29 protein-coding genes are annotated in these 26,541 nt (G+C 71.6%); 11 read left to right on the top strand and 18 right to left on the bottom strand.

Annotation, left to right across the window (positions count from 1 at the left end; all coding sequences use genetic code 11):
- Positions 1 to 99: 99 nt before the first annotated feature.
- Both M2302_RS23865 and M2302_RS23860 read right to left on the bottom strand, forming a co-directional pair.
- Entirely contained in the window at positions 100 to 1,125 is a 1,026-nt protein-coding gene (locus M2302_RS23865; RefSeq protein ID WP_280840070.1) for an LLM class F420-dependent oxidoreductase, read from the bottom strand.
- Positions 1,126 to 1,141: 16 nt separating this feature from the next.
- On the bottom strand, positions 1,142 to 1,558 hold the full coding sequence (locus M2302_RS23860; protein ID WP_280840069.1) for a nuclear transport factor 2 family protein: 417 nt from the start codon (positions 1,556 to 1,558) through the stop codon (positions 1,142 to 1,144).
- Between the two features lie 77 nt (positions 1,559 to 1,635).
- On the opposite strand from M2302_RS23860, the gene M2302_RS23855 reads away from it, so the two are divergent.
- Entirely contained in the window at positions 1,636 to 2,199 is a 564-nt protein-coding gene (locus M2302_RS23855; protein WP_280840068.1) for a helix-turn-helix transcriptional regulator, read from the top strand.
- Between the two features lie 105 nt (positions 2,200 to 2,304).
- Here M2302_RS23855 and M2302_RS23850 read toward each other — a convergent pair whose 3' ends face one another.
- The 8 genes from M2302_RS23850 to M2302_RS23815 form a co-directional block, all read right to left on the bottom strand.
- On the bottom strand, positions 2,305 to 2,991 hold the full coding sequence (locus M2302_RS23850) for a DNA alkylation repair protein (protein ID WP_280840067.1): 687 nt from the start codon (positions 2,989 to 2,991) through the stop codon (positions 2,305 to 2,307).
- A 141-nt stretch (positions 2,992 to 3,132) separates the two neighbouring features.
- Positions 3,133 to 4,875 carry a peptidoglycan recognition protein gene (locus M2302_RS23845; protein ID WP_280840066.1) on the bottom strand — a complete coding sequence of 581 codons (1,743 nt, stop codon included), beginning with the start codon at positions 4,873 to 4,875 and terminating at the stop codon, positions 3,133 to 3,135.
- 176 nt (positions 4,876 to 5,051) lie between these two features.
- Positions 5,052 to 5,459, bottom strand: a complete 408-nt coding sequence (locus M2302_RS23840) for an arsenate reductase ArsC (protein WP_280840065.1) — start codon at positions 5,457 to 5,459, stop codon at positions 5,052 to 5,054.
- On the bottom strand, positions 5,459 to 5,644 hold the full coding sequence (locus tag M2302_RS23835; RefSeq protein ID WP_280840064.1) for a hypothetical protein: 186 nt from the start codon (positions 5,642 to 5,644) through the stop codon (positions 5,459 to 5,461). Before M2302_RS23835 ends, M2302_RS23840 begins: the two co-directional genes overlap by 1 nt.
- Complete coding sequence (locus M2302_RS23830) at positions 5,641 to 6,384, bottom strand: MIP/aquaporin family protein (protein ID WP_280840063.1); 744 nt, start codon at positions 6,382 to 6,384, stop codon at positions 5,641 to 5,643. The genes M2302_RS23835 and M2302_RS23830 overlap by 4 nt, the downstream gene beginning before the upstream one ends.
- Before the next feature lie 59 nt (positions 6,385 to 6,443).
- Positions 6,444 to 6,881, bottom strand: a complete 438-nt coding sequence (locus M2302_RS23825) for a hypothetical protein (RefSeq protein WP_280840062.1) — start codon at positions 6,879 to 6,881, stop codon at positions 6,444 to 6,446.
- Entirely contained in the window at positions 6,874 to 7,575 is a 702-nt protein-coding gene (locus M2302_RS23820; RefSeq protein WP_280840061.1) for a helix-turn-helix domain-containing protein, read from the bottom strand. Before M2302_RS23820 ends, M2302_RS23825 begins: the two co-directional genes overlap by 8 nt.
- Before the next feature lie 216 nt (positions 7,576 to 7,791).
- The gene (locus tag M2302_RS23815; RefSeq protein ID WP_280840060.1) at positions 7,792 to 8,169 is read right to left on the bottom strand and encodes a metalloregulator ArsR/SmtB family transcription factor; all 378 of its coding nucleotides are present in this window, start codon (positions 8,167 to 8,169) and stop codon (positions 7,792 to 7,794) included.
- A gap of 85 nt (positions 8,170 to 8,254) precedes the next feature.
- Between M2302_RS23815 and M2302_RS23810 the strand changes: the two genes are divergently transcribed.
- From M2302_RS23810 to M2302_RS23785, 6 genes are all read left to right on the top strand, one after another.
- Entirely contained in the window at positions 8,255 to 8,404 is a 150-nt protein-coding gene (locus M2302_RS23810; protein WP_280840059.1) for a hypothetical protein, read from the top strand.
- A gap of 47 nt (positions 8,405 to 8,451) precedes the next feature.
- The gene (locus M2302_RS23805) at positions 8,452 to 8,781 is read left to right on the top strand and encodes a metalloregulator ArsR/SmtB family transcription factor (RefSeq protein ID WP_280840106.1); all 330 of its coding nucleotides are present in this window, start codon (positions 8,452 to 8,454) and stop codon (positions 8,779 to 8,781) included.
- Positions 8,781 to 9,278, top strand: a complete 498-nt coding sequence (locus tag M2302_RS23800) for an N-acetyltransferase family protein (RefSeq protein WP_280840058.1) — start codon at positions 8,781 to 8,783, stop codon at positions 9,276 to 9,278. Before M2302_RS23805 ends, M2302_RS23800 begins: the two co-directional genes overlap by 1 nt.
- Before the next feature lie 76 nt (positions 9,279 to 9,354).
- Positions 9,355 to 10,773, top strand: a complete 1,419-nt coding sequence (locus M2302_RS23795) for an FAD-dependent oxidoreductase (RefSeq protein WP_280840057.1) — start codon at positions 9,355 to 9,357, stop codon at positions 10,771 to 10,773.
- Entirely contained in the window at positions 10,773 to 12,041 is a 1,269-nt protein-coding gene (locus M2302_RS23790; protein WP_280840056.1) for an MFS transporter, read from the top strand. The genes M2302_RS23795 and M2302_RS23790 overlap by 1 nt, the downstream gene beginning before the upstream one ends.
- A 10-nt stretch (positions 12,042 to 12,051) precedes the next feature.
- Positions 12,052 to 12,183, top strand: coding sequence for a hypothetical protein (locus M2302_RS23785; protein ID WP_280840055.1), 132 nt, complete (start codon positions 12,052 to 12,054; stop codon positions 12,181 to 12,183).
- 30 nt (positions 12,184 to 12,213) lie between these two features.
- Here M2302_RS23785 and M2302_RS23780 read toward each other — a convergent pair whose 3' ends face one another.
- Positions 12,214 to 13,689, bottom strand: coding sequence for a P1 family peptidase (locus M2302_RS23780; protein WP_280840054.1), 1,476 nt, complete (start codon positions 13,687 to 13,689; stop codon positions 12,214 to 12,216).
- On the opposite strand from M2302_RS23780, the gene M2302_RS23775 reads away from it, so the two are divergent.
- The 3 genes from M2302_RS23775 to M2302_RS23765 all read left to right on the top strand — a co-directional run bounded on the left by M2302_RS23775 (position 13,576) and on the right by M2302_RS23765 (position 17,887).
- Positions 13,576 to 14,046, top strand: a complete 471-nt coding sequence (locus M2302_RS23775) for a TetR/AcrR family transcriptional regulator (RefSeq protein ID WP_280840105.1) — start codon at positions 13,576 to 13,578, stop codon at positions 14,044 to 14,046. The genes M2302_RS23780 and M2302_RS23775 overlap by 114 nt on opposite strands.
- A 450-nt stretch (positions 14,047 to 14,496) precedes the next feature.
- A complete protein-coding gene (locus tag M2302_RS23770) occupies positions 14,497 to 16,053 on the top strand; it encodes a hypothetical protein (RefSeq protein ID WP_280840053.1) in 1,557 nt (518 codons plus the stop codon).
- Positions 16,054 to 16,276: 223 nt separating this feature from the next.
- Positions 16,277 to 17,887 carry an FAD-binding oxidoreductase gene (locus tag M2302_RS23765; RefSeq protein WP_280840052.1) on the top strand — a complete coding sequence of 537 codons (1,611 nt, stop codon included), beginning with the start codon at positions 16,277 to 16,279 and terminating at the stop codon, positions 17,885 to 17,887.
- 86 nt (positions 17,888 to 17,973) lie between these two features.
- Here M2302_RS23765 and M2302_RS23760 read toward each other — a convergent pair whose 3' ends face one another.
- The 3 genes from M2302_RS23760 to M2302_RS23750 all read right to left on the bottom strand — a co-directional run bounded on the left by M2302_RS23760 (position 17,974) and on the right by M2302_RS23750 (position 20,964).
- A complete protein-coding gene (locus tag M2302_RS23760; protein WP_280840104.1) occupies positions 17,974 to 19,119 on the bottom strand; it encodes a DUF6596 domain-containing protein in 1,146 nt (381 codons plus the stop codon).
- A gap of 8 nt (positions 19,120 to 19,127) precedes the next feature.
- Entirely contained in the window at positions 19,128 to 19,535 is a 408-nt protein-coding gene (locus M2302_RS23755) for a YciI family protein (protein ID WP_280840051.1), read from the bottom strand.
- Between the two features lie 226 nt (positions 19,536 to 19,761).
- Positions 19,762 to 20,964: an erythromycin esterase family protein gene (locus M2302_RS23750; RefSeq protein WP_280840050.1), complete on the bottom strand. Its 1,203-nt coding sequence runs from the start codon at positions 20,962 to 20,964 to the stop codon at positions 19,762 to 19,764.
- Between the two features lie 58 nt (positions 20,965 to 21,022).
- Here M2302_RS23750 and M2302_RS23745 point away from each other — a divergent pair, with 58 nt between their 5' ends.
- Positions 21,023 to 21,745 (top strand): MerR family transcriptional regulator, encoded by a 723-nt coding sequence (locus tag M2302_RS23745; protein ID WP_280840049.1) that lies wholly within the window; start codon positions 21,023 to 21,025, stop codon positions 21,743 to 21,745.
- A gap of 117 nt (positions 21,746 to 21,862) precedes the next feature.
- Here the strand turns inward: M2302_RS23745 and M2302_RS23740 are convergent, their stop codons facing one another.
- Genes M2302_RS23740 through M2302_RS23725 form a run of 4 tightly spaced genes read right to left on the bottom strand, consistent with a single transcriptional unit; the run spans position 21,863 to position 26,539 of the window.
- Entirely contained in the window at positions 21,863 to 23,371 is a 1,509-nt protein-coding gene (locus tag M2302_RS23740; protein ID WP_280840048.1) for a bifunctional 3-(3-hydroxy-phenyl)propionate/3-hydroxycinnamic acid hydroxylase, read from the bottom strand.
- Positions 23,368 to 23,724 (bottom strand): DoxX family protein, encoded by a 357-nt coding sequence (locus M2302_RS23735; protein ID WP_280840047.1) that lies wholly within the window; start codon positions 23,722 to 23,724, stop codon positions 23,368 to 23,370. The genes M2302_RS23740 and M2302_RS23735 overlap by 4 nt, the downstream gene beginning before the upstream one ends.
- Positions 23,721 to 25,604 (bottom strand): acyl-CoA synthetase, encoded by a 1,884-nt coding sequence (locus tag M2302_RS23730; protein ID WP_280840046.1) that lies wholly within the window; start codon positions 25,602 to 25,604, stop codon positions 23,721 to 23,723. Before M2302_RS23730 ends, M2302_RS23735 begins: the two co-directional genes overlap by 4 nt.
- Entirely contained in the window at positions 25,601 to 26,539 is a 939-nt protein-coding gene (locus tag M2302_RS23725; protein ID WP_280840045.1) for a fumarylacetoacetate hydrolase family protein, read from the bottom strand. Before M2302_RS23725 ends, M2302_RS23730 begins: the two co-directional genes overlap by 4 nt.
- Positions 26,540 to 26,541: the final 2 nt, after the last annotated feature.

Raw genomic sequence — 26,541 nt, 5'->3', positions numbered from 1 at the left:
GGGCCCCGGCAATGGAGAGAGAAGAAGAGACCTCGGAAGATTGGTTCTCGTCAAGGGGGCCCGCGCAGGGGAGGTGCCTTCCAAGGTCGACCCGTGTCGTCAGTCGACCAGCTCGGCGATCTGGCGCAGCTGCCGTGGGCCGCCCGAGACCAGCAGAGTGGTGATCACGCTCTCGCGCCACCGCTGCAGCTCGTCCTTGATCTTTGCGGTCGGCCCGATCAGCGCGATGTCCTCGACCAGTGCGGTCGGCACGGCGACGACCGCCTCCTGCTTGTTGCCCGCAAGGTACGCCTCGGTGATGACGTCGCACTCCCGCTCATAGCCGAGGCGGGCGATGACGTCCCGGTGGAAGTTGGCCGACTTGGCACCCATGCCGCCGACGTACAGCGCGACGAACGGCCGGATCCGGTCGGCCGCCCGCTCCACGTCGTCGTCGACGACGATCGGCACTGTCGCGGCGATCTCGAACTCGTCCGGGCCGCGGCGGGCGCCCGGTCGCGCGAAGCCCTCGGCCAGCGCGTTGCGGTAGAAGCCGTCCGCCTTGGGAGAGAAGAACAACGGCAGCCAGCCGTCGGCGATCTCGGCGGCCAGCGCCACGTTCTTCGGCCCTTCGGCGGCGAGGAAGATGGGGATGTCGGTGCGCAGCGGGTGGACGGTGGACTTCAGTGGCTTGCCGAGGCCGGTGCCGACGCGCTGCGGCAGCTGGTAGAAGTCACCGTCGTACTGGACCGGGCCGGTGCGGGCGAGGACGCTGCGGATGATCTCGATGTACTCCCGGGTGCGGGCCAGCGGCCGCGGGTACGGCTGGCCGTACCATCCCTCCACGACCTGCGGGCCGGAGGCGCCGAGCCCGAGGATGAAACGGCCGCCCGACAGGTGGTCGAGGGTGAGCGCCGCCATCGCGGCGGCGGTCGGCGTACGGGCCGAGATCTGCATGATGTTGGTACCCAGCCGCACGCGGGAGGTGCTGGCGCCCCACCAGGCGAGCGGGGTCAGGCAGTCCGACCCGTACGCCTCGGCGGCCCAGACCGAGTCGAAGCCGAGGCGGTCGGCCTCCGCGATGGCCTCCGCGACGCCGGCCGGTGGGCCGGAGGACCAGTAGCCGGTGGTGTATCCGAGTTTCATCGCGCGACCTTCCGTGTCACGGGGCGATGCCGTCGGCGGCGAGACCGGCGACGACCGCCTCGCTCAACGTGGTGACGGCGGACAGGGGGCGGACCATGACCGTGAACTCCTCGATCAGACCGTCGTCGCCGAGCTGGAGCAGGTCGAGGCCGTGGATCTGCTTGCCGCGCACGGTCGCGCGGAAGATGAGGATGTGCGACTCGACGGGCCGGCCCGCCGTGCCGATCTCGGCCTCGCCGGCCAGCTGCCCGACGTACCGAAAGTCCTCGAAGGTGCGCAGGAGGACGCCGAGGAGCCCGTGAACGGCCTGTGCCCCCTGAAACGGCGTGAACTTCACCGGGCTGTAGAAGCGCACGTCCGGGCTGAACAGCCCGTCGAGCGCGGCCAGGTCCCGGTCCTCCACGGCGGCACGGAACCGCTCGACGGTCGTCACGGCTGCCTCCCCTATAGTCAACGATAGGAGTAGTCATATCACTGACTATGCGACGAGGGAAGCGGGAGGTTGCCCCGATGGCGCTGCGCCACGCGGTGCTGGCGGCACTGCTCGACGGCGAGTACAGCGGGTATCAGCTGGCCAAGGTCTTCGACGTGTCGCTGGCGAACTTCTGGTACGCGGTGCCCCAGCAGCTCTACGGCGAACTGGCCAAGCTGGAGCGCGAGGGGCTGATCGCCGGCCGGAAGGTCATCCAGCACGACCGGCCCAACAAGCGACTGTTCACGGTCACCGACGCCGGCCTCGCGGAGCTGGCCGCGTTCACCGCGACGCCGTCGAGGCCGACGTCCATCCGGGAGGACCTGCTCGTCATGGTCCAGGCCGTCGACCGGCTGGACCCGGCCCCGGTCATCGCCCAGCTCGAGGAGCGGGCGGTCGCGGCCGCGGCGAAGGTGGAGATCTTCGACCGGATGCTCCGGCGGTTGCGTGGCGAGCTGGACGAGGAGACGTTCCTGCGCGAAGGCGACCGGATCGGGCCGTACCTGACGTGTCTGCGCGGCCGCCGGTTCGAGCAGGAGAACCGCGAGTGGTGCGAGCAGGCCGCGGCGCTGCTGCGCGCCCGGGCGCCGCTGCCGGCCTGACCCCGCCGTCAGCGCCAACAGCGCAGGTAGGGCGCTACGAACCAAGGTGGCTCGGATCGGGTGCCGCGTTCTGGGGGAGTAGCGGCACGAGTGGGGGAGACCTTCCTACTTGTCGTGCTGTCGGCGCACCATCTCGGTGATCCAGGTGGGCGCGAACGGAGAGGTGCAGCCCGGGGAAGTCGGGTAGTCCTTGAGCACCTCCAGGCGCTCACCGATGTCGATTGCACGGGCACGGTGCTCGGCGTGCTCGATCCCGATCTGAGCGAGGCAGTGGTTCATCGCCCACTGCAGGCGATCCGGGGCGTCTTTCATCTCCGCCTCGATGACGTCGAGCAGTCCTGCGAGGTCCAGGCCCTCGGGCTTCTTCGCCACGCGTTCGGTGGTCAGCGCCCAGCCGGCACTCGCGACCACCGGATCCGGATCGGCGGACCAGGCCAGGCGCAGCTCTTCGGAGTGCGGGTTCTTCTTCACCACGTAGTTCACGAGCCAGTCGTGCACCTTGGGTGCGCGCGCCTCGCGCAACATGACGTCCAACTCGGCACGCTCGAACGCCTTCGGGCGGCAGATCAGGATCGCCAGCAGTCTCGCCGCGGTGTCACCCGTCGCCCAGAGCTGGCACGCGAGTTCCTGCTGCGTCTTCAGCCGCTTCGCGAGCGCGCGCAGCTTGCTGAGGTTCACCCCGTGATCGTCACCGTGTCTCTCGTTCACCGCGCGTATCTTCGGGTCCTCCAGCTCGGCCAGCTCGGCCATCACCTCGGCCACCATCGCCTCGGTCGGCGTCGTCTCGGCCACCTCAGCCTCCTGTCGATCGCGTGCGGGATGCAGCCTACGACGAAAAGCCGGCCACCTGTCGGCACGCTCACCTCTCGCGCCCGACGCGCGAGAGGTGAGCGTGCCGGTGCCAACTCGTCGCCGACGTCGCCCACGCGTCGGTCAGCGAGTCTTCCTCTCCGTCCCGATGGTCGGCTGGGCGGTGTCGCCGATGACGGACTGTGCGGTGGTGGTGTCGGTCCACCCCAGCCGGTGCACGGCACGGATCTGCAGGGTGTGCGCGCCGGGCGTGACCGTGACCGTGGCCGAGCGGGCGGTGCCGGCCGTGGTGAGCAGCACCTTCCCGTCCACCAGCACCTCGAAGCTCTTGATGAGGTGACTCGCCGTGCCCACCGACCAGGAGGCGGTGAACGTGCCCCGGGTGTGGTAGGTGGTGCCGGACTTGCGGCCGGTGAGGCCGGCGAGTGCCAACCCGGAAACCTTGGCCGCCCTGGTCCGGATTCCGCTCAGCTGGGCGTAGAGCGAGTCGCCCGGGCACTCCGTCGCCACCGCGTCGCGGTGACCGGAGATGCGGTTCATCACCACGGACTCGCCCTGGTCGTACTTGCCGTCGACCCCGGACACCAGGGTCACCTTGCCGTACGGGTCGTTTCCGTACTGGCCGAGCTTGTACGCCGCGACGTGCGCGACGGCGTCCTGGACGACGGTGGGCGCGCCGGAGGTGATGTACGTCCCGAGCACGGCGATCGCGGCGGTGTTCGTGTTGAAGCCGTAGGTGTGCGCTCCGGTCACCGGCTTGTCGATGCCGCCCTTGCGGCCCTCGAAGATCACGCCGCACTTGTCGACGAGGAAGTTGTAGCCGATGTCGTTCCAGCCGTTGCTCTTGACGTGGTAGACCTCGATGCCGCGGACGATGGCGGCCGAGTCGGTGCAGCTGTAGGTGTTGGTGCCGGCGGTGTGGTGCACGAAGAACGCGTTGACCGTGGTCCCGTACGTCGGTGGGTCCAGCACGATCGACTCGTCGGCCTTCCACCCCGCGCGGGTGACCACCTTCGGCGCGGGGATCGGGTTCGGGGGCGTGCTGGGGCTGGGCGACACGGTGGGTGAGCTGGTGGTGGGCGCCGGGGCGGAGGTGGTGGTCGGCGCGGGCGCGGTGGTGTCGGCCGGCGCCGGGGCGGTGGTCTCGACCGGCGCCGTCGTGGTGGCGGTGTCGGTGGGCGCGGGCGCGGTTGTCGTGGTGTCGGTCGGCGCCGGCTCGGTCGTCGTGGTGTCGGTCGGCGCCGGGTCGGTGGAGGTGGGTTCCAGTGCCTGCACCTCGGCGACCGGCTGGAGGCGCTGCGGGCGGACCTGCGCGGCACCGGCCGCGGTGGCCTTGCGGCGCTTCGGCTGGCCCGGGTCGATCAGTTCCAGGCGCAGTCCGGCAGGAAGCCGGTCGCTGCCGCGGCCGCCAGCGGTCTTGGCGCGCACCTCGACCGCGTCGGAGGGACCGACCCACAGCGGGTCGGTGCTGCCGCGCGCCTTGCCGGAGGTCGCTTCGGCACCGGGCTCCGGGCCGAAGTGGTTGTGCACCTCCAGCGGCAGCCAGCCGGACCAGCCGCCGCCGACCGCCCGAGTTCGGACGGAGATGGTGCCCTCGAAGTCGATCTTCGGGTTCGCCCAGGTCACCCCGACCATGGCGAAGCGGTCGGTCTCTCGTTGCGCGATGGCCACCTCCCGGTCGTCGGCGGCCGGGAAGTCCACGGTGTGCAGCGCCGTGGTGACCGTCCCCTCCGCGGCTGCCCACTCGGCCCCGTCCTCGCCGAGGCCGACCACGACCAGGCCGACCGTTCCGGCCACAGCGGTGGCCACCAGGCCGGCCCCGACGCCGGCCGTCCGGCGGCTCCAGCGGATCCCCGTCAATCTCACAGCTGAGTCCCTCCGTAATGATCTACCGGAGGGCTCAGCGCCGGTAATGTCCGGAGCGTTACTCGCTCAAGCTGATGAGGCGGATCGAGATGTGCCTCCATCGAGCTGGCAGTGCAACCGCAAACCATCTCCTCCCGCCCGCCGACGGTGGTCGGCGGGCGGGAGGGGGACGGGGGTCAGGCGGTGCGGCGCAGCTCGGTGAGCAGCTGCTCCACTCGGCTGCGGATCTCGTCGCGGATGGGGCGCACGGCCTCGATGCCCTTGCCGGCCGGGTCCTCGAGCTTCCAGTCCTCGTACCGCTTGCCGGGGAAGATCGGGCAGGCGTCACCGCAGCCCATGGTCACGATGACGTCCGAGGATTCGGCCGTGGCGTACTCGAGGAGCTTGGGGGTCTGATCGGTGATGTCGATGCCGACCTCCCGCATGGCCTGCACGGCGGCGGGGTTGACCGTCTCGGCGGGGGCGGAGCCGGCGGAGCGAACCTCGACGGCCTCGCCGGCGAGGTGGCGCAGCCAGCCGGCGGCCATCTGGGAGCGGCCGGCGTTGTGCACGCACACGAAAAGGACGCTGGGCTTGTCGGACATCAGGAGCCTTCCTTGCAGTACGGGTCGCAGGGCCGGTTCACCGGCGCCTTCGTCTGGGCTGTGGGCAGGGACCGGTCGGGGTCGCTGTTGCGGTCGAGCAGCCGGTAACGGCCGGCCGGACGCGGCGGATTGACCAGGGCGCGATACGAGTCGTCCGCGCCACCGTGCGCCGGGTTGGTGCTCATGGGTGGTCGAGCGCCCGGTCGCGCTCGTCGGTAGGCACGACCACCTGGTCTGCGGCCTGCCCGGCGTCGGGGTAGAGCGCGGCCAGGAGACCGATGCCCACGGTGAGGCCGACGAGTTGGGCGATGATGAAGCCGGGTACGGAGGTGGGGGCGATGCCGGCGAAGGTGTCGGTGAACGCCCGCCCGATCGTGACCGCCGGGTTGGCGAACGAGGTCGACGAGGTGAACCAGTACGCGGCGCCGATGTAGGCGCCGACCGCGGCGGGGGCGACGGGGGCACGCCCGGAGCGGGCCAGGGCGAAGATCAGCAGGATCAGGCCGGCGGTGGCGACGACCTCGCCGAGCCAGAGGTGCCCGGCGGTGCGGTCCTTGGCGGAGAAGTCGACGGCGGCCAGGTCGAACATCAGGTTCGCCAGGATCGACCCGCCGATCGCTCCGGCGACCTGCGCGGCGACGTAGCCGCCGAGGTGCCGGCCGGTCAGTCCGGTGCCGGCGCGCCGGCCGAGGAACCAGTCGGCGGCGGAGACGACCGGGTTGAAGTGGGCCCCGGACACCGGTCCGAAGATCAGGATCAGCGCGCCGAGAGCGAATGCGGTGGCGATCGAGTTCTCCAGCAGTTGGAGGCCGACGTCGCCGGGGGAGAGCGCGGTGGCCATGATGCCGGAGCCGACCACGGCGGTGACCAGCAGGGCGGTGCCGGTGAACTCTGCCAGCAGGCGCCGCCAAAGTGCGATAGTCATCAGTCTGAACTCTCCCGTTGCAGTGAGGTCCCGAGCCGCTTGTCGGCCCGGGGCGAGGGTTATCGGCTGGCGGGGACGTGCAGCTCGTCGAGGAGCCGGCGCACGCGGCGTTCGATCTCGTCGCGGATCGGCCGGACCTCGGCAAGGCTCAGGCCGGCGGGGTCGTCAAGGTCCCAGTTCTCGTATTGGGTGCCGGGAAAGACCGGGCAGGCGTCGCCGCAGCCCATGGTGACGACCACGTCCGCGGCGCGGACGACCTCGTCGGTCCAGGGCTTGGGGAACTCCTTGGAGATGTCGATGCCGCGTTCGGCCATCGCCGCGACCGGGACGCTGCCAACGGTGGCGAACTGGTCGTAGCTGGCGTGCAGGAACTGTTGCACCGTCGCCGTGCCGTAGGTGCCGTCGAACTCGGCCGCGAGGCGGGTGGCGGCGGTGCGCAGGGCGAGCTGCTGGTCGACGGAGAGGTCCTCGCGCAGGTACGCGCTGGTATCAGTCATGGCGATCTCCCGAACTCATGGCGGGGGTGACGACGGGGGCGACCCGCTCGACGCGTGCGGCCAGGTCGGCGAACGCCGCCTCGAACGCGGCATCGGTGTCCAGCCGGACCGGGTCGGGCACTGACCAGTGCAGCCGAGGTCGGACCGGTCCGGTGAGTTCCTCGTGGGCGTTGTCGCAGACGGCGATGACGAGGTCGTCATCGCGCACGATGTCCGCGACGTGAGAGGTGCCGGTCGGGTTCAGCTCCAGCCCATGTCGCTGAGCCACCGCCACAGCACGAGGATGAACCCGGTCTGCGGGCTTCGTCCCTGCGGACGCCGCCGAGGTGTGGGTGCGGTCGGACCAGATGGCGGCGGCGAGCTGCGAGCGGGCGGAGTTGCGGGTGCAGACAAACACCACCCGACCGACCCTGGCCAGCGGCGACGGGGTCAGTGTCGCCAGGGCCGCCGGTCGCAACCGCAGGTAGGTACGACGACGGTCTCCCTCCGACCGGCCACGGACCACCAGGCCGGCCTCGGTGAGGACCTTGACGTGATGGGCAACCAGATTCGTCGGCATCCCCAGGTCGGAGGCGATCTCGCCCGGGGAAGCGTCACCCAGGGTGAGCGCGTCCACGATCGCCAGCCGCGCCGGGTCGCCGAGCGCGGCGTGAATCCGGGCACGCCCCTGCAGAGAAACAAGCTCAGTAGCCATTGACTCAATGATTACTGAGCGACTGGAGGAACGTCAAACGGAAGAAGTCAGCGGTCATGGGTGCCCGCCGACGCGCCCGGGCCGGGCGGGAAGGTGCAGTCGGGTGAGGGCTCTCCTGAAGCCGGTCGGCCAACTCGTGCGTCGGCCGCGACGCCGCCCACGTCGTCGCCGCCTTGGCCGAGCGGGTGTCCGGCGGAACGCCGCGGCGGCGATGGCTTACTGAGCGGCCGCCGGTTCGACGGAGAGCAGCGCGGCGAGCTGGCGCAGGATGGCCGGCCGGGCCCGGTAGTACACCCAGGTGCCTCGGCGCTCGGCGTCGACCAGCCCTGCTTCGCGCAGCGTCTTCAGGTGATGCGAGATCGTCGGGCCGGTGAGATCGAAGGCGGGGGTGAGGTCGCAGACGCAGGCCTCACCGCCCTCGGCTGAAGCGATCATCGACATCAGCCGCAGCCGTACCGGGTCGCCCAGGGCTTTGAACGCGGGCGCGAGCACCGCGGCGGTCTCGGCCGGTACGCGCCGCTGCGCCAGGGGAGGGCAGCAGGGGGTGTCGGCGGTCAGGTCGACGAGAGTGAGAGGCGTCGCTTGCTTCGACATGCTCCTAGGTTGACATCTATCTAATCAGCGTGCAAGTCTCTACTTCGATGGACGTCAAGACAGGCGTCTAGGGAAGGGGAGCGTCATGTTCGGGTTCACGCGTAGACCGAAGTCTCCGGCGGCCGGCGTGCGGTTCTGCGACTCCTGCGCCGAGGTCACCACCACGGAGCAGCGCGCTCAGCGCCGCTACGACGCTGCCCGCACCGCCGCCTTTGCGACCATGCGCCAGCGGTAGCTGTTAGGTTCATCGCCTATCGGCGATAAACGATGAAGGACGTGGTGATGGCGGACGAGCTGCTGGATCGGACGACGGCGCAGACCTATGCGTCGTGGTTCCGGGCCCTCGCGGACCCGACCCGGGTGCAGATCGTGGAGTACCTGGCCCGCCATGCCCGGCCGATGAGCGTGGGGGAGGTCGTCACAGCGGTCGGGTTGGCCCAGTCCACCGTCTCACAGCACCTCAAGATCCTCACCGAGGTGCGGTTCGTGCTGGTGGAGCCGGCCGGAACGGCCCGCCACTACCGGATCAACGACGCGTGCGTCGGCTGCTTTCCCTCCGCCGCCGACGTCGTCATGGGCCGGCCCGCCCCCAGTCCGAACGGAGTCTGCTGATGGCCGACATCACCGTCCGTCCCATGGTCGGCAGCGACGCCGACCGGGTCCTGGCGATCTACCAGGCCGGACTCGACGCCGGCAACGCCAGCTTCGAGACCACCACGCCGACGTGGGCGGCGTTCGACGTCGCGAAACTGCCCGAGCACCGCTTCGTGGCCGTCGACGGCGACGACACCCTGCTCGGCTGGATTGCGGTCTCGCCGACCTCGAACCGGGCGGTCTACGCAGGGGTGGTGGAGCACTCCGTCTACGTGGACCCGTCCGCGCAGGGCCGGGGCGTCGCCCGGCTGCTGCTGCAGACCCTGATCGCCTCCACCGAGGCCGCCGGCATCTGGACGATCCAGTCCGGCGTCTTCCCGGAGAACACCGCCAGCCTCGCCCTGCACGAGCGCGCCGGGTTCCGCGTCATCGGCGTGCGGGAGCGGGTCGGACGGCACCACGGCCGCTGGCGGGACGTCGTCCTGCTGGAGCGCCGCAGCCCCGCCATCACCTGACGAGCACCGGCTCAGACGACACGGGCCGCCGTCTACCCATTCGATTCGACAGATCTCTACCCAGAGGAGTCATCCGATGAGGGCCCTGGACAACCTTCCCGTCGTGGTCATCGGCGCCGGCCCGGTGGGGCTGGCCGCCGCCGCGAACCTGCACGAACGCGGCATCGCCTTCACCGTCCTGGAAGCCGGCGACTCCGCCGGCGCCGCCGTACGGCAGTGGGGACACGTGCGGGTGTTCTCCCCGTGGCGATACAACATCGACCCCGCTGCCCGCCGCCTCCTGGACGACGCCGGCTGGGTCGGCCCCGACCTCGAGGCACTGCCCACCGGCGCGGAACTCGCCGCCGACTACCTGCAGCCCCTGGCCGAACTGCCGCAGCTCAAGCCGCACCTGCGCTACGGCGCGCGGGTGGAGGCGATCAGCCGCCTCGGCCTGGACCGGCTGCGCACCGCCGGCCGCGAGCACACGCCGTTCCTGATCCGCCTCGCCGGCGGTGACGAGGTCCTGGCCCGGGCGGTGATTGACGCGTCCGGCACCTGGGGCACCCCCAACGTTCTCGGCGCCGCCGGCCTGCCCGCCCGCGGCGAGGCCACCGTCGCCGCGTTCCTGGAGCACGCGCTGCCGGACGTGCTCGGCACCGACCGGGACCGGTTCGCCGGCCGGCGCACCCTGGTCGTGGGCGCCGGCCACTCGGCGGCGAACACCCTGCTGTCCCTGGCGGAACTGGCCGCCGGCGAGCCGGGCACCGAGGTGACCTGGGCGATCCGGACCGGCTCACCGGCGCGCACCTACGGCGGCGGAGACGCCGACGCCCTGCCGGCGCGCGGCGCGCTCGGCTCCCGGCTGCGCGCGCACGTCGACGCCGGCCGGATCCGGCTGCTCACCGGCTTCTCCGTGCACACCCTCGCCCCGACCGACGGCCGCGTGAGGGTGGTCGTGCGCCACGCCGACGGCGGCGAGGAGTCGATCACGGTGGACCGCATCGTCGCGGCCACCGGCTTCCGCCCGGACCACTCGATCGCCTCCGAGCTGCGCCTGGACCTCGACCCCGTCATGGGGGCCACCCGGGCCCTCGCCCCGCTGATCGACCCCAACGAGCACTCCTGCGGCACCGTCCCCCCGCACGGCGTGGACGAGCTGTCCCACCCGGAGGTCGGCTACTACGCAGTGGGCATGAAGAGCTACGGCCGCGCGCCGACGTTCCTCATGGCCACCGGCTACGAGCAGGTCCGCTCCGTCGTCGCCGCCCTCGCCGGCGACTGGGACGCCGCCCGCGACGTCCAGCTCGACCTGCCCGAAACCGGCGTCTGCAACAGCAACCCTGCCGACTCCGCGACCGGCGACAGCTGCTGCGGGCCGGCCCCGACCGGCGACCCGGCAGCGCGCGGGCTCGCCACCGGCATCACCGGTGGCCTGCTGTCCGCGCCGCTGAACCTGGTCACCCTCGACGCTGCCCCCGCAGGCGGCCAGACCGGTGGCTGCTGCGGCAGCTGATGCCCACCACCACGACGGTGCCCGCCGACCCCACGGTCGGCGGGCACCACGCCCACGGCTGGCGGATCGTCGCCGCCCTCGCCATCACCTCCACCGTCGGCTACGGCACCCTCTACTACGCCTACGCGGTCCTGCTGCGCCCGATGGCCGTCGCCCTCGGCGCGTCCACCACCGCCGTGACCGGCGCGCTGACCGCCTCGGTCCTTGCGGGCGCGGTCATGGCCATCCCGGTGGGACGGTGGCTCGACCACCACGGCGGACGCGCGCTGATGACCGCCGGTTCGATCACCGCCACCGCGCTGCTCGTGGCCTGGTCGCAGGTCCACTCCATCGCCCAGCTCTACGCCGTCATGATCGGCATCGGGATCACCGGCGCGATGGTGCTCTACGAGCCCGCCTTCGCTGTCATCGTCTCCTGGTTCACGCCGGACCGACGCGCCACGGCCCTGTTGGCTGTCACGATCGTGGCCGGGTTCGCCAGCACCATCTTCATGCCGCTGACCGGCCTGCTGGCCGAACACCTCGGCTGGCGCGGTGCGCTGCTCGTCCTCGCCGTCATCCACGGCGTGGTCACCGTGCCCCTGCATGCCCTCACCATCCGCCGACGCCCGTCGTCGGCGACGACGGCCCTTGCCGGGCCGACACCACCGGGCCCCGCCCAGCGGCGTGCGATCGTCAAGGCCGCGATGCGCGATGCCAGGTTCTGGATCCTGGCCGGTACCTTCGTCGCCCAGGGTGCGGCGACAAGCACCATGACCGTTCACCTCGTCGGCTACCTGACCAGCCGCGGCCACCCCGCCACCTTCGCCGCCACCGCCACCGGCCTGCTCGGCGTCCTGTCGGTCACCGGCAGACTCATCCTCACCGGCGCCCGCCGACGTCTGCCCATCACCACCATCGTGGCCGCCGTCTTCGCCACCCAGGCCGGCGCTGTCCTCGCGATGCCGCTACTCGCCGGCACCCGCACCGGCGCCGTCATCACCGTCGTCGGCTTCGGACTCGGCTTCGGCATAACCAGCCTCGCCACCCCAGCTCTGCTCGCCGACCGCTACGGCACCACCGCCTACGCCACCATCGCCGGACGACTCGCCGCCCCCGTCACCATCGCCAAAGCCACCGCGCCCCTCGCGGCCGCGATCCTCCTGCACACCGCCGGCGGATACCTACCTCTGCTCACCGCCGTCGCCATTTGCTGCGCACTCGCCGCCGTCGGCATCACCACCCGAGCGAAAATCCCTGCGCCACAACCCACCACCGCTCACACCTGAGGCTGAGTGTGTGACCCACTCGGGGTGGCTCCGCCCGACCCTCACGGTCGGGGTGGTAGCACGCGGCCAGGGCGGGATCACCCTCGGCGGCACCGAACCCGACCCGATCTTCGTCGACGTCCTCACGCCCAACGGCTACTGACCGAATCTTGCAGTGCCGGCCGGCAATCAACTACGGTCGCCGGCCGGCCCGCACCAGGTCCAGCACCTGATCGACCGGCAGGGCGGGCATCCAGTGACCATCGCGGCCGCTCATCTCGTTGTTGACGAACAACGAGTTGAGCACCGCCTCCTCGACGGCCTGCACCACCGCGTCGAAGAACCGGTCGACGAAAGCCCAGGGCACGTAGGTGAGCGTGTCCAGCCGTTCCGTCCCGGGCTGCGGATAGTCCGCGCCCAGCCCACCTTCATTCCCGGTGGAGAAGGTGAGGAAGACGTCGCCGGAGAAGTGCGACCCGCTGGTGCCGGTGCGGGCCAGGCCGAGCGGCACCCGCCGCGACAGCGCCTTGCACTGGCCGGGAAGCAGTGGCGCGTCGGTCGCCACCACGGCGATGACCGATCCCGCGCCGGCCGGCACCGACGCGCCGGCGCGGGGATCCTCGCCCGGCAGCGCCCGGCCCACCGGTACCCCGGCTACGACCAGCTCCTCTCGGGCACCGAAATTGGCCTGCACCAGCACGCCGACCGTGTAGCTCCGGTCCGCCAGGGTTACCAGCCGCGAAGCCGTTCCGGTGCCACCCTTGAAGCCGTAGCAGCACATTCCGGTACCCCCTCCGACCGAACCCTGCGCCACCGGCCCGCCGGCCGCCTCCTCGATCGCTCGCACGACCGTAGCCGCGCGCACATGCTCGCCATTGATGTCGTTGAGATAGCCGTCGTAAGTCTCGGCCACCACCGGCAACATCCACCGATCGGCCCGCCGCGGGACGTTGGCGACCACCCAGTCAATGACACCGCGGTGCCCGGCGCCGACCGCGTGTGAGTTGGTCAGCACCACGGGAAGGTCCAGCAGACCCGCTTCCTCGATGAATGCCGCTCCGGTCATCTCCCCGTTGCCGTTGAGCACCGACGTTCCTGCCGCGCACGCCGACCCGACCCCCGCTCGGCCCCGAGGCAGGACCACCGTCACGCCGGTGCGCACCGGACCGACGCCCACCGTGAGCGCTCCGGTGCCCTCGACCAGAGTGACCGCACCGACCTCCACACCCGGCACATCGGTGATGGCGTTGTTCGTTCCGGGCACACCGGGCAGCGGGAGCCCGAGCTCGCGTGCGCCCGGCTTCACCGACCGGCGCCGTCGGCGGTCATCCGACACCGGCACCTCCGTCACAGGGGATTCTTCGTACGCGACGACGAACAATACCGGTCGCCTACACCGCCCGGTGTCTTCTTCGTAGCGTGACGCGCGTCCATGGACCGCTCGATGAAGGCTGGGGGAGCCGTGGCCCGCCCGAAGCTGCAGGACCAGCAGCGTGCACACCTGGCGGCAGCGGCGCGACGCGCCATCATCACCCACGGCCTGGCCAACGTCCGCATCCGCGACATCGCCGAGGCCGCCGGAACGTCCCCAGGCACCGTGACCTACTACTACCGGCAACTCGACGGCCTCTTTCAGCAGGTCTACGAGGAGGCCGTCGACCGCTTCCACCGCCAACGGGCGCAGGCCGCCGCACTGGCGCAGGACCCCGCGGCGAAACTGCTGGCGGCAATCGACACCGGCCTGCCGAGCGGTCCGGACGATGAGCTGTGCTGTCTGCTCTACGAATTCTCACCCAGGCGCGCCGGCGACCCAGCGACGCCGGTCTGCGTCGCACCGCGACGGCCAGTTCACGCTGGCGCTGCCCGCGGCGGAGGCGGCCCGAAACCTCGTCGCCCTCCGGGGCGCCTACGGCTATCACATCATCGCCGGCACCACGGTCACCCGCGACCAGGCGCGCCAGTACCTCATCGGTTATGCCAGCTATGCGACCAACACCAACTCGCGCCGTCGGTCCGCCCCACGTGACTCGACGAGCGCCTATCGCCGTGACCACTATGAGCGGCACCCGTGTCGTTCACCTTGCTGAGGCTGCTGATAGTCGCCACGATCGCGTTCCTTCGGCATGGCGCCGGCCACGGCGGTGCCGGTCGGGTGAGCGCCGATGACCCGCGGTGTGGCGCGGGAGGGGCGACCCGATGCGCCCAGCGTGGTATCTGAAATCTCCAATTCGGTCCGCAACCTTGTAGCATGCGGCGGACGACGGCCGGCAGCCGGAGCGGCTCTGGTAGGACTCGGCGGGTGGCACTGCCGGGTCGAGCGGCCGCGGCGCCGGTCAGGCCGGGGTCGGAGCGAGAGAGGAACCTGCTCGGCGTGTTCCAGGAACCGGACCGGACCCGGATGACCGGCGGAAACTCAATTGGCGGGGCGCCAGGCGCCGGACCGCCGGGGGCATGGGACGCGGAGCTGGCCAAGGCGGTGCGGCACGTCGCCGTGCTGCGCACCGGGTTCTACGTTGTCGTGCTGCTGATCGCGCTCGGCGGCCAGGTGTCCGGGGCGATGGAACGGCTCGGCATGCCGTGGTACGTCGCCCTTCCGGCCGTTGGGGCGTTGGAGCTGGGCGGCGTTGTGGTGCTGGCGAACGCCGACGTACGCCGTCGACTAGGCGAACCGGCGATCCTGTCCCGTGTGCTGTCGGCCGGTATCGCCACCGCCGCGGTCGCCTTCAACTGGCTGGCGCACAGCAACCACCTCGAAGGCGGCTTCTACGCGGGCATGTCCCTGCTCGGTTATCTGGTGTGGCTGATGAACGCCGAGAACCAGCGGCGGGACCGGCTGCGCGCCACGCAGCAGCTGCCCCCCACGACGCCGGCGTACGAACCGGTCGGGCACTGGTTGCGACACCCGTGGCTGACACGCCGTGCACGCTCGCTGGCCAAGGCTGACCCCCGCCTCGGGCTGTACGGCTCGCTCGACGCGGCCCGCGCGCAGATACGCGCCGAGCGGCGGCAGGCGGCGCTGAGCAAGGTGTTGCACCTCAAGATCAGCCGAGCGCTGGACGCCACCACCGCGGACATCGCCGTGGCGGTGTACGACCTCGACGAGATTGCCCGGCGGCTGGCCGAGCAGGCGGACTACGACGGGCTCACCGCGCTGATCGCCGCCGATCTGGCACCTGCGCGCGTGCTGGCCGGGAACCTGCCGGCGGGCGGCCGCCGCCGGCGGTGGCGTCGGACCGGCCAACCCGACCCCGTCGCACTAGCCTCGGCCGCGCGGCTGCTCGCCGACGCGCCGGCCCCGGTCACGGACGCGGCCCCCGTAGCCGATGCGGCGGACGGGGCCTCCGGTGGCTCAGCGCGGCCAGAGTCGGCCGGGGACGCCGTTCAGCAGGCGGGCGCTACCGAGCAACCCGGAGACGGTGCCGAGCAACTGGGATCGGAGCGGTCCCGGGGGGCAACGCCGGACCGTACCGACCGGCAGTTGGAGCGGTCCGAGAGCACGGGCCAGCTCACCTCGACCACGGATCAGCCCGACCCGCCCCGCGCCTCGGACTGGGCGGCGCTGCACGCGGAAATCGCCCCGCTCCTGCCAGCAGCCGCGCCGCGCCGAACGCCGCGCAACACAGCAGGCCGGTCGGCCACCAGCCGGGCGGAGGCACTGTCGACCACGGACGCGCCAGGCTCCGTCGAGGAGCCGGCCGACACCGCGCCGCCGGCAACGACCCGCGGGGCGGCAGCGATGCCGCGGACCGCGACGGGACGGGCAGGTGTCGCCCGAGCCGGCGAGCCGGCGGGCGAGCCGGGGCCGATCGCGGCAGTCACGCGAGAGCTACCTCTTGTGGCCGGGCGGGACCTGCCGGACCTGGTAGACACCGCGGCGAGCCGTACCACACCACCCGTCGCGACCCCCGAGGTCGTGGAAGGGGCCACCGAGCAACGCTCGGCTTCGCGACCGCGGCAGCGCTCGGTGGGACGACGCGGCCCCGCGACCGGGGTCGGAGACCGTCCGGCGTCGGTCGAGCACCCGGTCGGCTGAGGCCGGTCGGCCCGTGGGAGCTGGAGCAGTGGTCGCTCCTTTCTCAGACCACGGCTCCGTGCGGTACCGCAACCGGTGGGCGGTGACCGTCGGGGGAGGCCAACCCCACACCGGGTCGCGGCGCAGGCAGTCCACGCCAACCACGACGGCATCGACGGGGTGCCCATCGTCGAGTACGTTACCGGCGAGTCGATCTGGCGATGGTGGACGGCGGGGAGGCCGCGTGGTCGGGAAACACCGTTCGTGGTGGGGCTGGGGGCACGTCGAGGACGCAGTGACCGGCGCGGAGGCCACGGCGTTGACCGACCGGGTGCGTACCCTGCTGCCCGACGTCGACCTGACCGAGCATGTCGCGCCGCCGGTGGCCGAACTCGACCTGCGCCCGCCGCGGGTCGATCCGCCGACGTCGCTCGCCCGGCTGTGCTCGACCGACCCGGCCGACCGGGCGGCGCACACCCACGGCAAGGCGTTCCGGGACGTCGTCCGCAACCTGCACGGGGAGGTTCACGACCCGCCGGACCTGGTGGTCCGGCCGGCGACCGAGCAGGACGTCGTCGACGTGCTGGACTGGTGCGCGGGCCGGGACATCGCGGTGATCCCCTACGGCGGCGGCTCGTCAGTGGTCGGCGGCGTGGAGCCGCGGCTGGACGACGCGTATCCCGCGGCGGTCAGTCTCGACCTCGGGCGCCTCGACCGAGTGCTGGAGGTTGACCCGACCAGCCGGGCGGCCCGCATCCAGGCCGGCGTGTTCGGCCCGGCGCTGGAGGACCAGCTCCGGCGGCACGACCTCACGCTGCGGCACTTCCCGCAGTCGTTCGAGTTCTCCACCCTGGGCGGCTGGTTGGCCACCCGTGCCGGCGGTCACTACGCCACCGTCCTAACTCATATCGACGACCTGGTGGAGTCGTTGCGGGTGGTCACCCCGGCGGGCACCAGCCAGTCGCGCCGGCTGCCCGGCTCCGGTGCCGGGCCATCCCCGGATCGGCTGTTCCTCGGCTCGGAGGGCGCGCTGGGCGTCATCACCGAGGCGTGGATGCGGCTGCAGGACCGGCCGCGCTGGCGGGCGGGCGCCTCGGTGCACTTCACCGACTACGACCTGGCGGTCGAAGCCACCCGGGCCATCGCCCAGTCCGCGCTGCACCCGAGCAACTGCCGGCTGCTCGACCCTGCCGAGGCGCTCCTCAACGCCGGTGCCGCCACCACCGGCGGCGTGCTCGTCCTGGGATTCGAGTCCGCCGACCATCCGGTCACACCGTGGCTGGACCGCGCCGTCGAGCTGTGCCGCGACCACGGGGGAACCCTGCCGGAGGCGTCCCGTGGCGACGACTCGTCCGGCCCACGGCAGCGGACCGCCGCCGACGCCTGGCGGTCAGCGTTCCTGCGGATGCCGTACCAGCGCGACGCACTCGCCGCCCGGTCGATGATCGTGGAGACGTTCGAGACCGCCTGCACCTGGGACCGGTTCCCCGCCTTACGCGCCGCCGTGCTCGACGCGGCCGGCGACGCGCTCCGCGCCGTCAACGCGACCGGTGTGGTCACCTGCCGCTTCACCCATGTCTACCCGGACGGCCCCGCCCCCTACTTCGGTGTGTACGCCACCGGCCGCTGGGGCGCCACCGTCGACCAGTGGGACCAGATCAAGCATGCCGTCTCCGACGCGCTGCTCGCCGCCGGCGGCACCATCACCCACCACCACGCCGTCGGCCGCGACCACCGACCCTGGTACGACCAGCAGCGTCCGGACCCGGTCGCGCTCGCCATGCGCGCCGCCAAGAGCGCGCTCGACCCGTCCTGGATCCTCAACCCCGGTGTCCTCGTCGATCCCGCCGCCTGACCTGGGCCGGCTCCGCGACGCCTGACTTCCCGGCAAACCTTCGCTGGCGGGGTGCGGGGGAGGCAAGCGCCCCGCGACGCGACCAGTCAGCGACACCGGCGGGCGTTGAGCCGGGCGGCCTGGCGCGTCAGGTGGTCGCGTTCGGCGAGGTTGGGGGCCTTGTGGGCCGCCTCGGCGTACAGCCGTGCCGCCGTCGCCAGGTCGCCGTCGCGCTCGTGGAGGTACGCCGCCACCGCCGCGTGGCGGGGCAGTGAGTCGTTCAACGCCGCGAGCGCCGCCAGCCCGGCGCGCGGTCCGTCGGCCTCGCCGACGGCCACTGCGCGGTTGAGCCGGACGACCGGGCTGTCGGTCAGGCGCGCGAGCTCGTCGTACCACTCGACGATCTGCACCCAGTCGGTCTCCTCGGCGGTGGGCGCGTCAGCGTGGAGTGCCGCGATGGCGGCCTGAGCCTGGAACTCGCCCAGCCGGTCGCGGGCGAGGGCCGCCTGGAGGATCTCGACGCCCTCGGCGATCGACGTGGTGTCCCATCGGGCGCGGTCCTGCTCGGCGAGCGGCACCAGGCTGCCGTCGGGCGCGGTCCGGGTGGTGCGCCGGGCGTGGTGCAGCAGCATGAGGGCGAGCAGCCCCGCCACCTCGGGGTGGTCGATCGCGGCCGCGAGTTGCCGGGTGAGTCGGATGGCCTCGGCGGCGAGGTCGACATCGCCGGAGTAGCCCTCGTTGAAGACGAGGTAGAGGACGCGCAACACGGTAGCGACGTCGCCGGGCTGGTCGAACCGCACTCCGGAGACGGTGCGCTTGGCCCGGCTGATGCGCTGCGCCATGGTCGCCTCGGGCACCAGGTAGGCGTGGGCGATCTGGCGGGTGGTCAGCCCGCCGACGGCGCGCAGCGTGAGCGCGACCGCGGACGACGGCGTCAGCGACGGGTGGGCGCACAGGAAGTAGAGCTGGAGCGTGTCGTCCACCGTGGGCGCGGGCCCGGGCGCCGGCTCCTCGTCGACGAGGTCCTCACGCCGGCGACGGGCGGCGTCCGCCCGGGTCGCGTCGAGGAACCGGCGCCAGGCCACGGTGACCAGCCAGCCCTTCGGATCCCGCGGCGGGTCGGCCGGCCAGACGCGGACCGCCTCGACCAGCGCGTCCTGCACGGCGTCCTCGGCCGCCGCGAAGTCGGCTCCGCGGCGGACGAGGATCCCGAGCACGCTCGGCGTGAGGCTGCGGAGCAGGGCCTCGTTCATCGGAGAGGTCACTCCGTGATGGTGGGCGGTGCGGTGAGGAACGGGCGCACCTCGAGCCACTCGTGGATCGGCTTCCCGCCCGCCCCAGGGGCGGCCGACAGTTCCCCGGCCAGCTCGATGGCGCGCTCGTAGCTGTCGACATCGATCACCATCCAGCCGGCGATGAGGTCCTTGGTCTCGGCGAATGGGCCGTCGGTGACCGGCGGGCGGCCCTCGCCGTCGTACCGGACGAACGTCCCCTCGGGGGCGAGCGCCTGACCGTCGACGAACTCGCCGGTCCCCTCGAGCCGGGCCGCGAAGTCGTGCATGTACTGCATGTGCGCCGAGATCTCCTCCGGCGTCCACTGGTCCATGGGCACGTCGTTGACCGGAGTCGGAGCGCCGCGGTAGTGCTTGAGCAGCAAGTACTTCGCCATCGTGTTTCTCCTCTGCTGGTGCGACCCATCTTGGTCACCTTCACCGCGGGGACGGAGCCAGCCACCAGTTCTCGACATGGCCGTCCCAATTTTTTTGCTCTCTTGGATGAGCCTGGGTAGCGGGCACATGACGGGCAGTCCCTTCGCTGTTCCATTAACCTGCTCCGGCGGTGATCGCCAGCGGGGGTTGGTCGATGATGAAATTGCCCGAGGTGCGGCCGGCCGACTAGCTCCGCCGGGCATCCTTGACGAACACGATCCCGTCGGTGCTGGCCACGTGGGCCGGGTCCAGCGGGGAGTAACCGAACCAGGGGGACACCCGGGCAGCGGGCGTCACGTTGGCGAGGATAGCGGCCAGTCGGTGGGCGTCGACGATGTACCGCTCCTCCGGGAGCGCGTACAGCAGCCCCTCGATGGTGTCCGGAGGCGGGGCGTCCACCCCCTGGTGGTGGATCGTGCCGAGGGCTGTGGCGAGGAAGGCGTATCCCTCGCCCAGGTGGGCGCTGACGATCGCGCCGGCGCTCCACCATTCCAGCGGCAGGTCGCCCATCCGCATCGTGCTCTTGTTCCGCTGGAGGTGGCCGTTGTGGGCGTTCACCAACGCCGGCCCTCGTTCGGCGATGGCGAGCAGGTTGGCGGCCATCATCGAATCCCGCACGCCGAGCAGCCGCGCCATGCGGCTCGGTGACGTGTCGGCCATCCAGAAGTGGTAGCGAAGCAGCCCGGTGGCGGTACGGCCGTACAGGCGTGCCCGGTGCCAGTCCTCCCGTGAGGACGCCGCGATCAGGTGTGGCGTCTGCGCGTCGAGCAGGGCCACCAGATCATCGGCGAGCAGCCGCAGCTGTTTGGCGTCGGGCGTCTGCCCGACGGACTGGGACGGGTCCATCATCGCGGCGGGATTGGTCCACCGGTCGTCAGCGCCAAGCAGGCGGTCGAGCGTTTCCGCGGTGCAGGGAAGCAGGTCGGCGTCAACCCAGGCGGTGAGGTAGCCGTGGAGTGCGGTGAGGGCCTGCCGAGGGCTCGCGGCGGCGGTGATCTCCAGCGGGCCGTCGAAACCGGCGAAGCGGAGCTGCTGTGACACGGGCCGGCCGTCGTTGTACGTGCGCATCCAGCGCACCAACTCGCGGTTGGCGGCGAAGGCGCCCCACTCGTGGCTGAAGCCGCGCTCCATGACCTCGTCGAGGATGCCGGTGCCCGAGGTGACGTAGTCGTCCACGACCAGGCCCATCATGCAGTCGCTCTCGATGGCGATCGTCCGGTAGCCCTCCTGCTCGACGAGCTGCCGGAAGATCTCGTTCCGCACCTCGAGCAGAGTGTCCTCGCCGTGGGTGGGCTCGCCCAGGGCGAGCAGCCGCGGCCGGGTCGGGAGCAGCCGCACGACGGTCGCGGCCTCGACAGCATGGGCGGTGTCCTTCGTACCAGCAGTCATGTCCTCAACGGTATCGTTGAACCTCCGGTTGAAACTTCTCCGCGATGTTGGCAGGACAGTGGGGCGAAACCTTCAAGACGGTGGGCGGCTCAGGCCGGTCGACCTCGCGCGCGGCCCCGGTCTGTCCACCCAGGCGATCAGGAACTACGAGGCGGCCGGCATCCTTCCGGGCGCCGGACGCACCCTGCACGGATACCGCACCTACACGCCGCTGCACGCGCAGGCCCTCCGCACGTTTCTCGCGCTCGTGCCCGGGCACGGCCACCAGACGGCCACGTCGATCATGCAGGCGGTCAATCGGGACGCGACCGAGGACGCGCTCCGGCTCATCGACGAGAGCCACGCCCAGCTGCTCGACGACCGCCGCACCCTCCAGGCCGTCGAAGCCGCGCTTCGCGACCTCGATCCGGTACCGCGGCAGCGCGGTGACACGTTCGTCGGCCCGCTGTCGCGGCGGCTCGGCATCCGACCGGCCACCCTGCGCAAATGGGAACGCGCCGGCCTGGTCCAGCCGCGCCGCGACCCGCGGACGGGCTACCGGGTCTACAGCGAGGCGGACGTCCGCGACGCCCTGCTGGCCCACCAGCTCAGACGGGGTGGCTACCTGCTGGAGCAGATCGCCCCGCTGATCGCCCAGGTCCGCTCCGCGGGAGGCGTCGCACCGCTGGAGTCGATGCTGCACGACTGGCGCGCCCGCCTCTCGGGCAGGAGCCGCGCCCTGCTCGCCGGCGCCGCCGCATTGGACGCCTACCTCGACCACCGCCATGCTCCGCCCGGATGACGAGCGGCCTGCTGGCCGCGAAGCTCCGGGGTGTCTCAGTGGTCGTGACGGACTGTCGTCCGAGCAGTGCGGGACTGCTCACGGCCGACTCTGACAGCAACAGCGGCGGAGGCTCGGTCACCCGCCACCCGGGCGGACAGCATCGAGCGTCTGGGGAAGCAGCCGGCGGCCGGCATGGAGGACGGTGCCGTCGGGGCGGACGACGGCTGCGCGAGCCGCGCCGGTCCCCAACCATCGATGCAGTTCGCTGCCCGGGTGGGCGACGATCAGAACCGCTCCACGCCGTTCGATGTCGGCGCGTTGGGCGGCGGACGGCTCGATGGACGTCACGATCGCGAACCGGCCAGCGGCCAGGTCGTCGAAACGTCGTTGGCCGTCGATGACCGCGTTTGGGCACAGCCTGCCCGCGAGGCCGCGGCGAAGCCGTGGCCGCATCACGAGGCCGGAGCGGTGCAGCGGGGGTGTCCGGCTGTCCGTGGCCAGGTCCGTGAGGCCCGGCACGAGGTGCAGCCGCGGCGCCACGGCGCGACGGATGACATTGCCGAACTCGCCACCGGCCGTCATTGCCGTACCGATGAACTTCGCCAGCTTGATCATGGCGCGGGCGTGGTGCTTGCGTTCGATCTCGTACGTGTCGAGCACGGTCTCCGCCAGGGCCCCGTCGAGCACGCCGGCGACCTTCCAGGCCAGGTTCATCGCGTCGCGCAGCCCGGCACACATGCCCTGGCCGATGAACGGTGGGGTGAGGTGGGCGGCGTCGCCGAGCAGGAACACCCGCCGGTCGCGCCACCGGTCGGCGACCTGCGCGCGGAAGGTGTACTCGGCGACACGGATGATCTCCAGCTCCGCGACGGGGATGTCCCCGGTCCACCGCGAGATCAACGGATGCAGCCGGGCCATGTCGCGGTAGTCGTCGGCGGTCTCGCCGGGCGTCAGCTGGAACTCCCAGCGGTAGCGGGTCTTCCCGACCCGCATGTAGGTGCCGGCGCGCGCCGGGTCCGAGAGCTGGTGCACGCCCTCCCACTGGCCGAGGTCGGCCTCCGTCGCCACGTCGATGACCAGCCAGCTTTGCGTGAAGCCCAGGTCCCGCATGGCGGCGCTAATCGAGGCCCTGGACAGGCTGTTTGCACCGTCGCACCCCAGGACGTACGCCGCCCGGACGGACTCGTGCTCTCCCGTGGCGGGGTCGGTGACGTCGACCCGCACCCCGCTGGCGTCCTGGGTCAGCGCGGTGACCTCGGCGTTGCCCCGGAACGTGACGGTGCTCTGCCGCTTGAGATTTCGGCGGAGGATCGTCTCCAGTTCCGGTTGGTCGAACATGCTCCCCTGGGGGTAGCCGTGCCGGCCGGGCCCCGTGTCCCGCCGAAACTCGGCTAGCACCCGCATGTTCCGGTCGAGGAGGCGCAGACCCCGGTGCGGCCGGGAGATCGCGGCGAACTCGTCCCGGAGCCCGAGCCGCGCCAGGATGCGGTGGACCTCGTCGTCGAGGGCGACGGCGCGGGGCTGGGGATAGATCGACTCCCAGCGCTCGAGGACCAGGCACTCGACGCCGTACTGGGCGAGCAGCGTCGCGGCGGTGAGCCCGGTGGGGCCCCCGCCGACGATCACCACGGGAACCGTCCTCATCGGGCCGATACGAAGTGGAGGGCGAGGTAGACGGCGACGAGGAGTCCGCAGACGGCGGCCGGGGCGTACTTCTGGGGGCTGTCTCCCTTGCGCAGGTGGACGACGAGAGCTCCGGCGAGCAGGAGCAGCAGCCCGGCGCCGGCGAGGGCGCCGATCAGCGGCTCGGTCAGGCCGATGAGCAGCCCGACCGCCCCGGCGACCTCGAGCACGCCGAGACGGCGATAGGCGACGACGGAGAAACCGGCCTCGGTGGCCAGCTCACGCATGCGCGGCAAGGCGAGGATCTTGGCCGTGCCGAGGGCGAGGAAGATCAGGGCGAGCAGCACCGCGAGGATGGCAGCAGCGAGCGTCATGAAATAACAACCAATCGCCATTCGATGGCATAACGGCCCAGGAGGGCCTTGATGGCCGCCTGGTCGGCGGATGGAGAAACGGTGACGGTAGCCACGATGGAGCTACCCTCGGTGGTGGTCCCGATGTGGTGGACCTCCGGGACCTTGTCGAGTGCCGCGCGGATTTCCCGACGGATGGCGTCGGTGCGCAGCGCGGGCTTGTAGAGCTTGCCCACGGCGGTGACGGGCAGTTCGTCGAGGATCGTCACGGTCCTGGGCGCGGCGGTGCGGTCGGGCACCCGTTCGCTCGCCCAGTCGCGCAGGTCGTTCTCGGTCACCGTGGCGCCGGGCGCGAGGGTGACGTAGGCGACGGGTACCTCGCCGGCGTGGATGTCGGGGCGCCCGACCGCGCTGGCCTCGGTGACCTGCGGGTGGGCCAGCAGGGCGTCCTCGATGACGGCGGGGTCGATGTTGTGCCCGCCGCGGATGATGAGGTCCTTGGCCCGGCCGGCGAGGCAGACGAAGCCCTCCTCGTCGATGCGCGCAAGGTCGCCGGTGTCCAGCCAGCCGTCGACGAGCTTGCCGAGGCCGTCCAGGACGCGGCCGTTCTCGTCGCGGCCGGTGACGTAGCCGGGGAAGACGGTCGGGCCGCTGATCGCCAGCAGGCCCGTTCCACCAGGGGGTACGTCCTCCCACGTGCCGTCCGTGCGGACCACCCGCATCCGCTGGTAGGGCAGGCGCTGCCCGACCGAGCCCGGCCGCGACACGTCGGGGAAGCTGCGCGCGCTGGCGCAGGTGGCTTCGGTCAGCCCGTAGCCCTCAATCAGGGCTGTCCCGGTGTGGGCGTGGAAGGCGTCCCGGACCGCGGCGGGCAGCGGTGAGGCGCCCACCATCGGGAACCGCAGGCTACTGATGTCGGCGTCGACCGGGCACTGCGCGAGCGTGGCGTACACGGTGGGCACCGCGCTCATGGCGGCGATCCGGTAGTGCCCGACGATCTTCCAGAATGCGCCGTACAGCGCGGCGTCGCGGTAGCCGAGCGGACCGGCCCACACCACGGCCTGCCCCTTGAACAGGGGCGCCAGCAGCGTGACGACGAGCGCGTTCACGTGGAACAGCGGAAGCGCCGCGAAGACCACGGTCCGTTCGTCGAACAGGTTGCTGGCGGACAGCATCCACGCGTCGGCGACCTCGTTGGCGTGCGTGTGCGCGGCCAGTTTCGGGGCGCCGGTGGTGCCGCCGGTGTGGAACAACGCGGCCAGGTCGCCCGGGCCGGGCGGCTCACCGTGGAAGGCGGACGGTTCCATGGCGGCGGCGAGCTCGCCGAGATAGCCGATGCGGACGCCGTCGATGGCGGGCAGCGGCTCGGAGGTGCCCGCCGCCCCGGTGGATCGGAGCACGAGGATCGCGTCGAGCAGGCCGTCGCAGGCGAGCGCCTGCGCGGTGTCCCAGGTGTCCGGCGCGAGGTCGGGCCCGGCCGTGACCAGCACGCGCGCGCCTGAGCGTCGGAGGAGTTCGGTGAGGTGCGGCCGCGACAGTCCACTGCCCAGGGGGGCCGCGATGCCAGCGAGCTGCGCGGCCAGCGTCGCGGTGATCAGCTCAGCGCAGTTGGGTGACATCAGGGCGACTGCGTCACCCCGCCGCACTCCGAGGTCGTGGAGCAGGTTCGCGTACCGGTGGACGTCGGCCAGGAACTCGGCGAAGGTGCGGCGCAACGGCTCTCGCCAGCGGGCGGCGTCGGGCAGGACGGTGAGTGCCGTGCCGTCCGGCCAGCGCGTGGCTGCTCGGGCGAGCAGCGCGTACGTCGATTCGGGCAGGCCCCGCGCATCGAGCGGCACGGCCTCGATCGCGGCGAGGTCGGCGGGCGTGGCGTAGTCCGGCCACAGCAGGGGCCCGCTCACTGGGCGTACCTCACAACCGTGCGCTGCCGGCCCAGGTCGATCGCGCCGTCGTCGGTGGCGATGGTGGCCTCGACGACGTCGCCGTCCTTGAGGTACTTGGGGTTCTGAACCTGGCCCTTGAAGAACATCTTCCACTTCACCGCGGGCGGCAGCAGCGAGACGAGGAACATGACCGGCTTCGGCGGCGCGCTCAGCGCCGTCCCGACGGGCGTCCCGGTCAGCAGCAGGTCACCCGGGTCGATCCGCTGGAAGCGGGTCAGCGTCTGCAGCGCCTGGACCGGCGTGTAGATCATGTCGGTGGCGAGCATGTTCTGCCGGAGTTCGCCGTTGACCCACAACGTGAGCCGCAGGTCGGTGAACCGCTTGAGCTCGTCGGCGTCGAGCAGCACCAGCGCGGGGCCGACCGGGGTGAAGGTCGGGTAGCTCTTGGCCTCGTAGAACTGGGTCTTGGGGAGCTGGACGTCACGGGCGGAAACGTCGTTGGTGACCACCAGGCCCGCGACGTACTCGGCGAGGTTGTCCGCGGTGATGGTGGTGCCGACGGGCATCTCGCGGCCGAAGACGAGCCCGATCTCGACCTCGTAGTCCAGCAACGTCACGTGGCCGGGGCGGACCACGTCGGCGAACGGGCCGCTGATCGAGCCCGAGGTCTTTCGGAAGAACGTCAGGGGGACGGTCTCGGGATTGCCGTTGGTGTCCTTGACGTGCGAGGCGAAGTTCGTCATCTGGGCGACGACGCGGCAGGGCGCCGTCACCGGGGAGACCAGCGCGAGGTCGTCCACCGGAACCGTGTCGCTGCTCGTCGCGGCCGCGAGGATCGCCGGCCGGTCGGCCAGCAGCTCGCTGGTGGTGGTGGCGCTGGTTTGCACCTTGGCGGCGCCGGTGGGGGTGAGCACCCACCAGGCATCGGCGGTACGCAGGACAGAGGTGCTCATCA

It is taken from the genome of Micromonospora sp. A200 (assembly GCF_029893845.1).
Classification (GTDB): Bacteria; Actinomycetota; Actinomycetes; order Mycobacteriales; family Micromonosporaceae; genus Micromonospora; species Micromonospora purpureochromogenes.
Note: the sequence above shows the minus strand (reverse complement) of the source record. Positions and strands in the feature narration are given on the sequence as shown.

Excerpts from the sequence above, each read along its gene's own strand:
- M2302_RS23820 (WP_280840061.1), bottom strand. The coding sequence starts at position 7,575 with ATGGCTACTGAGCTTGTTTCTCTGCAGGGGCGTGCCCGGATTCACGCC.
- M2302_RS23815 (WP_280840060.1), bottom strand. The coding sequence starts at position 8,169 with ATGTCGAAGCAAGCGACGCCTCTCACTCTCGTCGACCTGACCGCCGAC.
- M2302_RS23750 (WP_280840050.1), bottom strand. The coding sequence starts at position 20,964 with ATGACTGCTGGTACGAAGGACACCGCCCATGCTGTCGAGGCCGCGACC.
- M2302_RS23830 (WP_280840063.1), bottom strand. The coding sequence starts at position 6,384 with ATGACTATCGCACTTTGGCGGCGCCTGCTGGCAGAGTTCACCGGCACC.
- M2302_RS23735 (WP_280840047.1), bottom strand. The coding sequence starts at position 23,724 with ATGACGCTCGCTGCTGCCATCCTCGCGGTGCTGCTCGCCCTGATCTTC.
- M2302_RS23795 (WP_280840057.1), top strand. The coding sequence starts at position 9,355 with ATGAGGGCCCTGGACAACCTTCCCGTCGTGGTCATCGGCGCCGGCCCG.
- M2302_RS23790 (WP_280840056.1), top strand. The coding sequence starts at position 10,773 with ATGCCCACCACCACGACGGTGCCCGCCGACCCCACGGTCGGCGGGCAC.
- M2302_RS23865 (WP_280840070.1), bottom strand. The coding sequence starts at position 1,125 with ATGAAACTCGGATACACCACCGGCTACTGGTCCTCCGGCCCACCGGCC.
- M2302_RS23800 (WP_280840058.1), top strand. The coding sequence starts at position 8,781 with ATGGCCGACATCACCGTCCGTCCCATGGTCGGCAGCGACGCCGACCGG.
- M2302_RS23740 (WP_280840048.1), bottom strand. The coding sequence starts at position 23,371 with ATGAGGACGGTTCCCGTGGTGATCGTCGGCGGGGGCCCCACCGGGCTC.
- M2302_RS23755 (WP_280840051.1), bottom strand. The coding sequence starts at position 19,535 with ATGGCGAAGTACTTGCTGCTCAAGCACTACCGCGGCGCTCCGACTCCG.
- M2302_RS23805 (WP_280840106.1), top strand. The coding sequence starts at position 8,452 with ATGGCGGACGAGCTGCTGGATCGGACGACGGCGCAGACCTATGCGTCG.
- M2302_RS23825 (WP_280840062.1), bottom strand. The coding sequence starts at position 6,881 with ATGACTGATACCAGCGCGTACCTGCGCGAGGACCTCTCCGTCGACCAG.
- M2302_RS23840 (WP_280840065.1), bottom strand. The coding sequence starts at position 5,459 with ATGTCCGACAAGCCCAGCGTCCTTTTCGTGTGCGTGCACAACGCCGGC.
- M2302_RS23760 (WP_280840104.1), bottom strand. The coding sequence starts at position 19,119 with ATGAACGAGGCCCTGCTCCGCAGCCTCACGCCGAGCGTGCTCGGGATC.
- M2302_RS23725 (WP_280840045.1), bottom strand. The coding sequence starts at position 26,539 with ATGAGCACCTCTGTCCTGCGTACCGCCGATGCCTGGTGGGTGCTCACC.
- M2302_RS23855 (WP_280840068.1), top strand. The coding sequence starts at position 1,636 with ATGGCGCTGCGCCACGCGGTGCTGGCGGCACTGCTCGACGGCGAGTAC.
- M2302_RS23835 (WP_280840064.1), bottom strand. The coding sequence starts at position 5,644 with ATGAGCACCAACCCGGCGCACGGTGGCGCGGACGACTCGTATCGCGCC.
- M2302_RS23810 (WP_280840059.1), top strand. The coding sequence starts at position 8,255 with ATGTTCGGGTTCACGCGTAGACCGAAGTCTCCGGCGGCCGGCGTGCGG.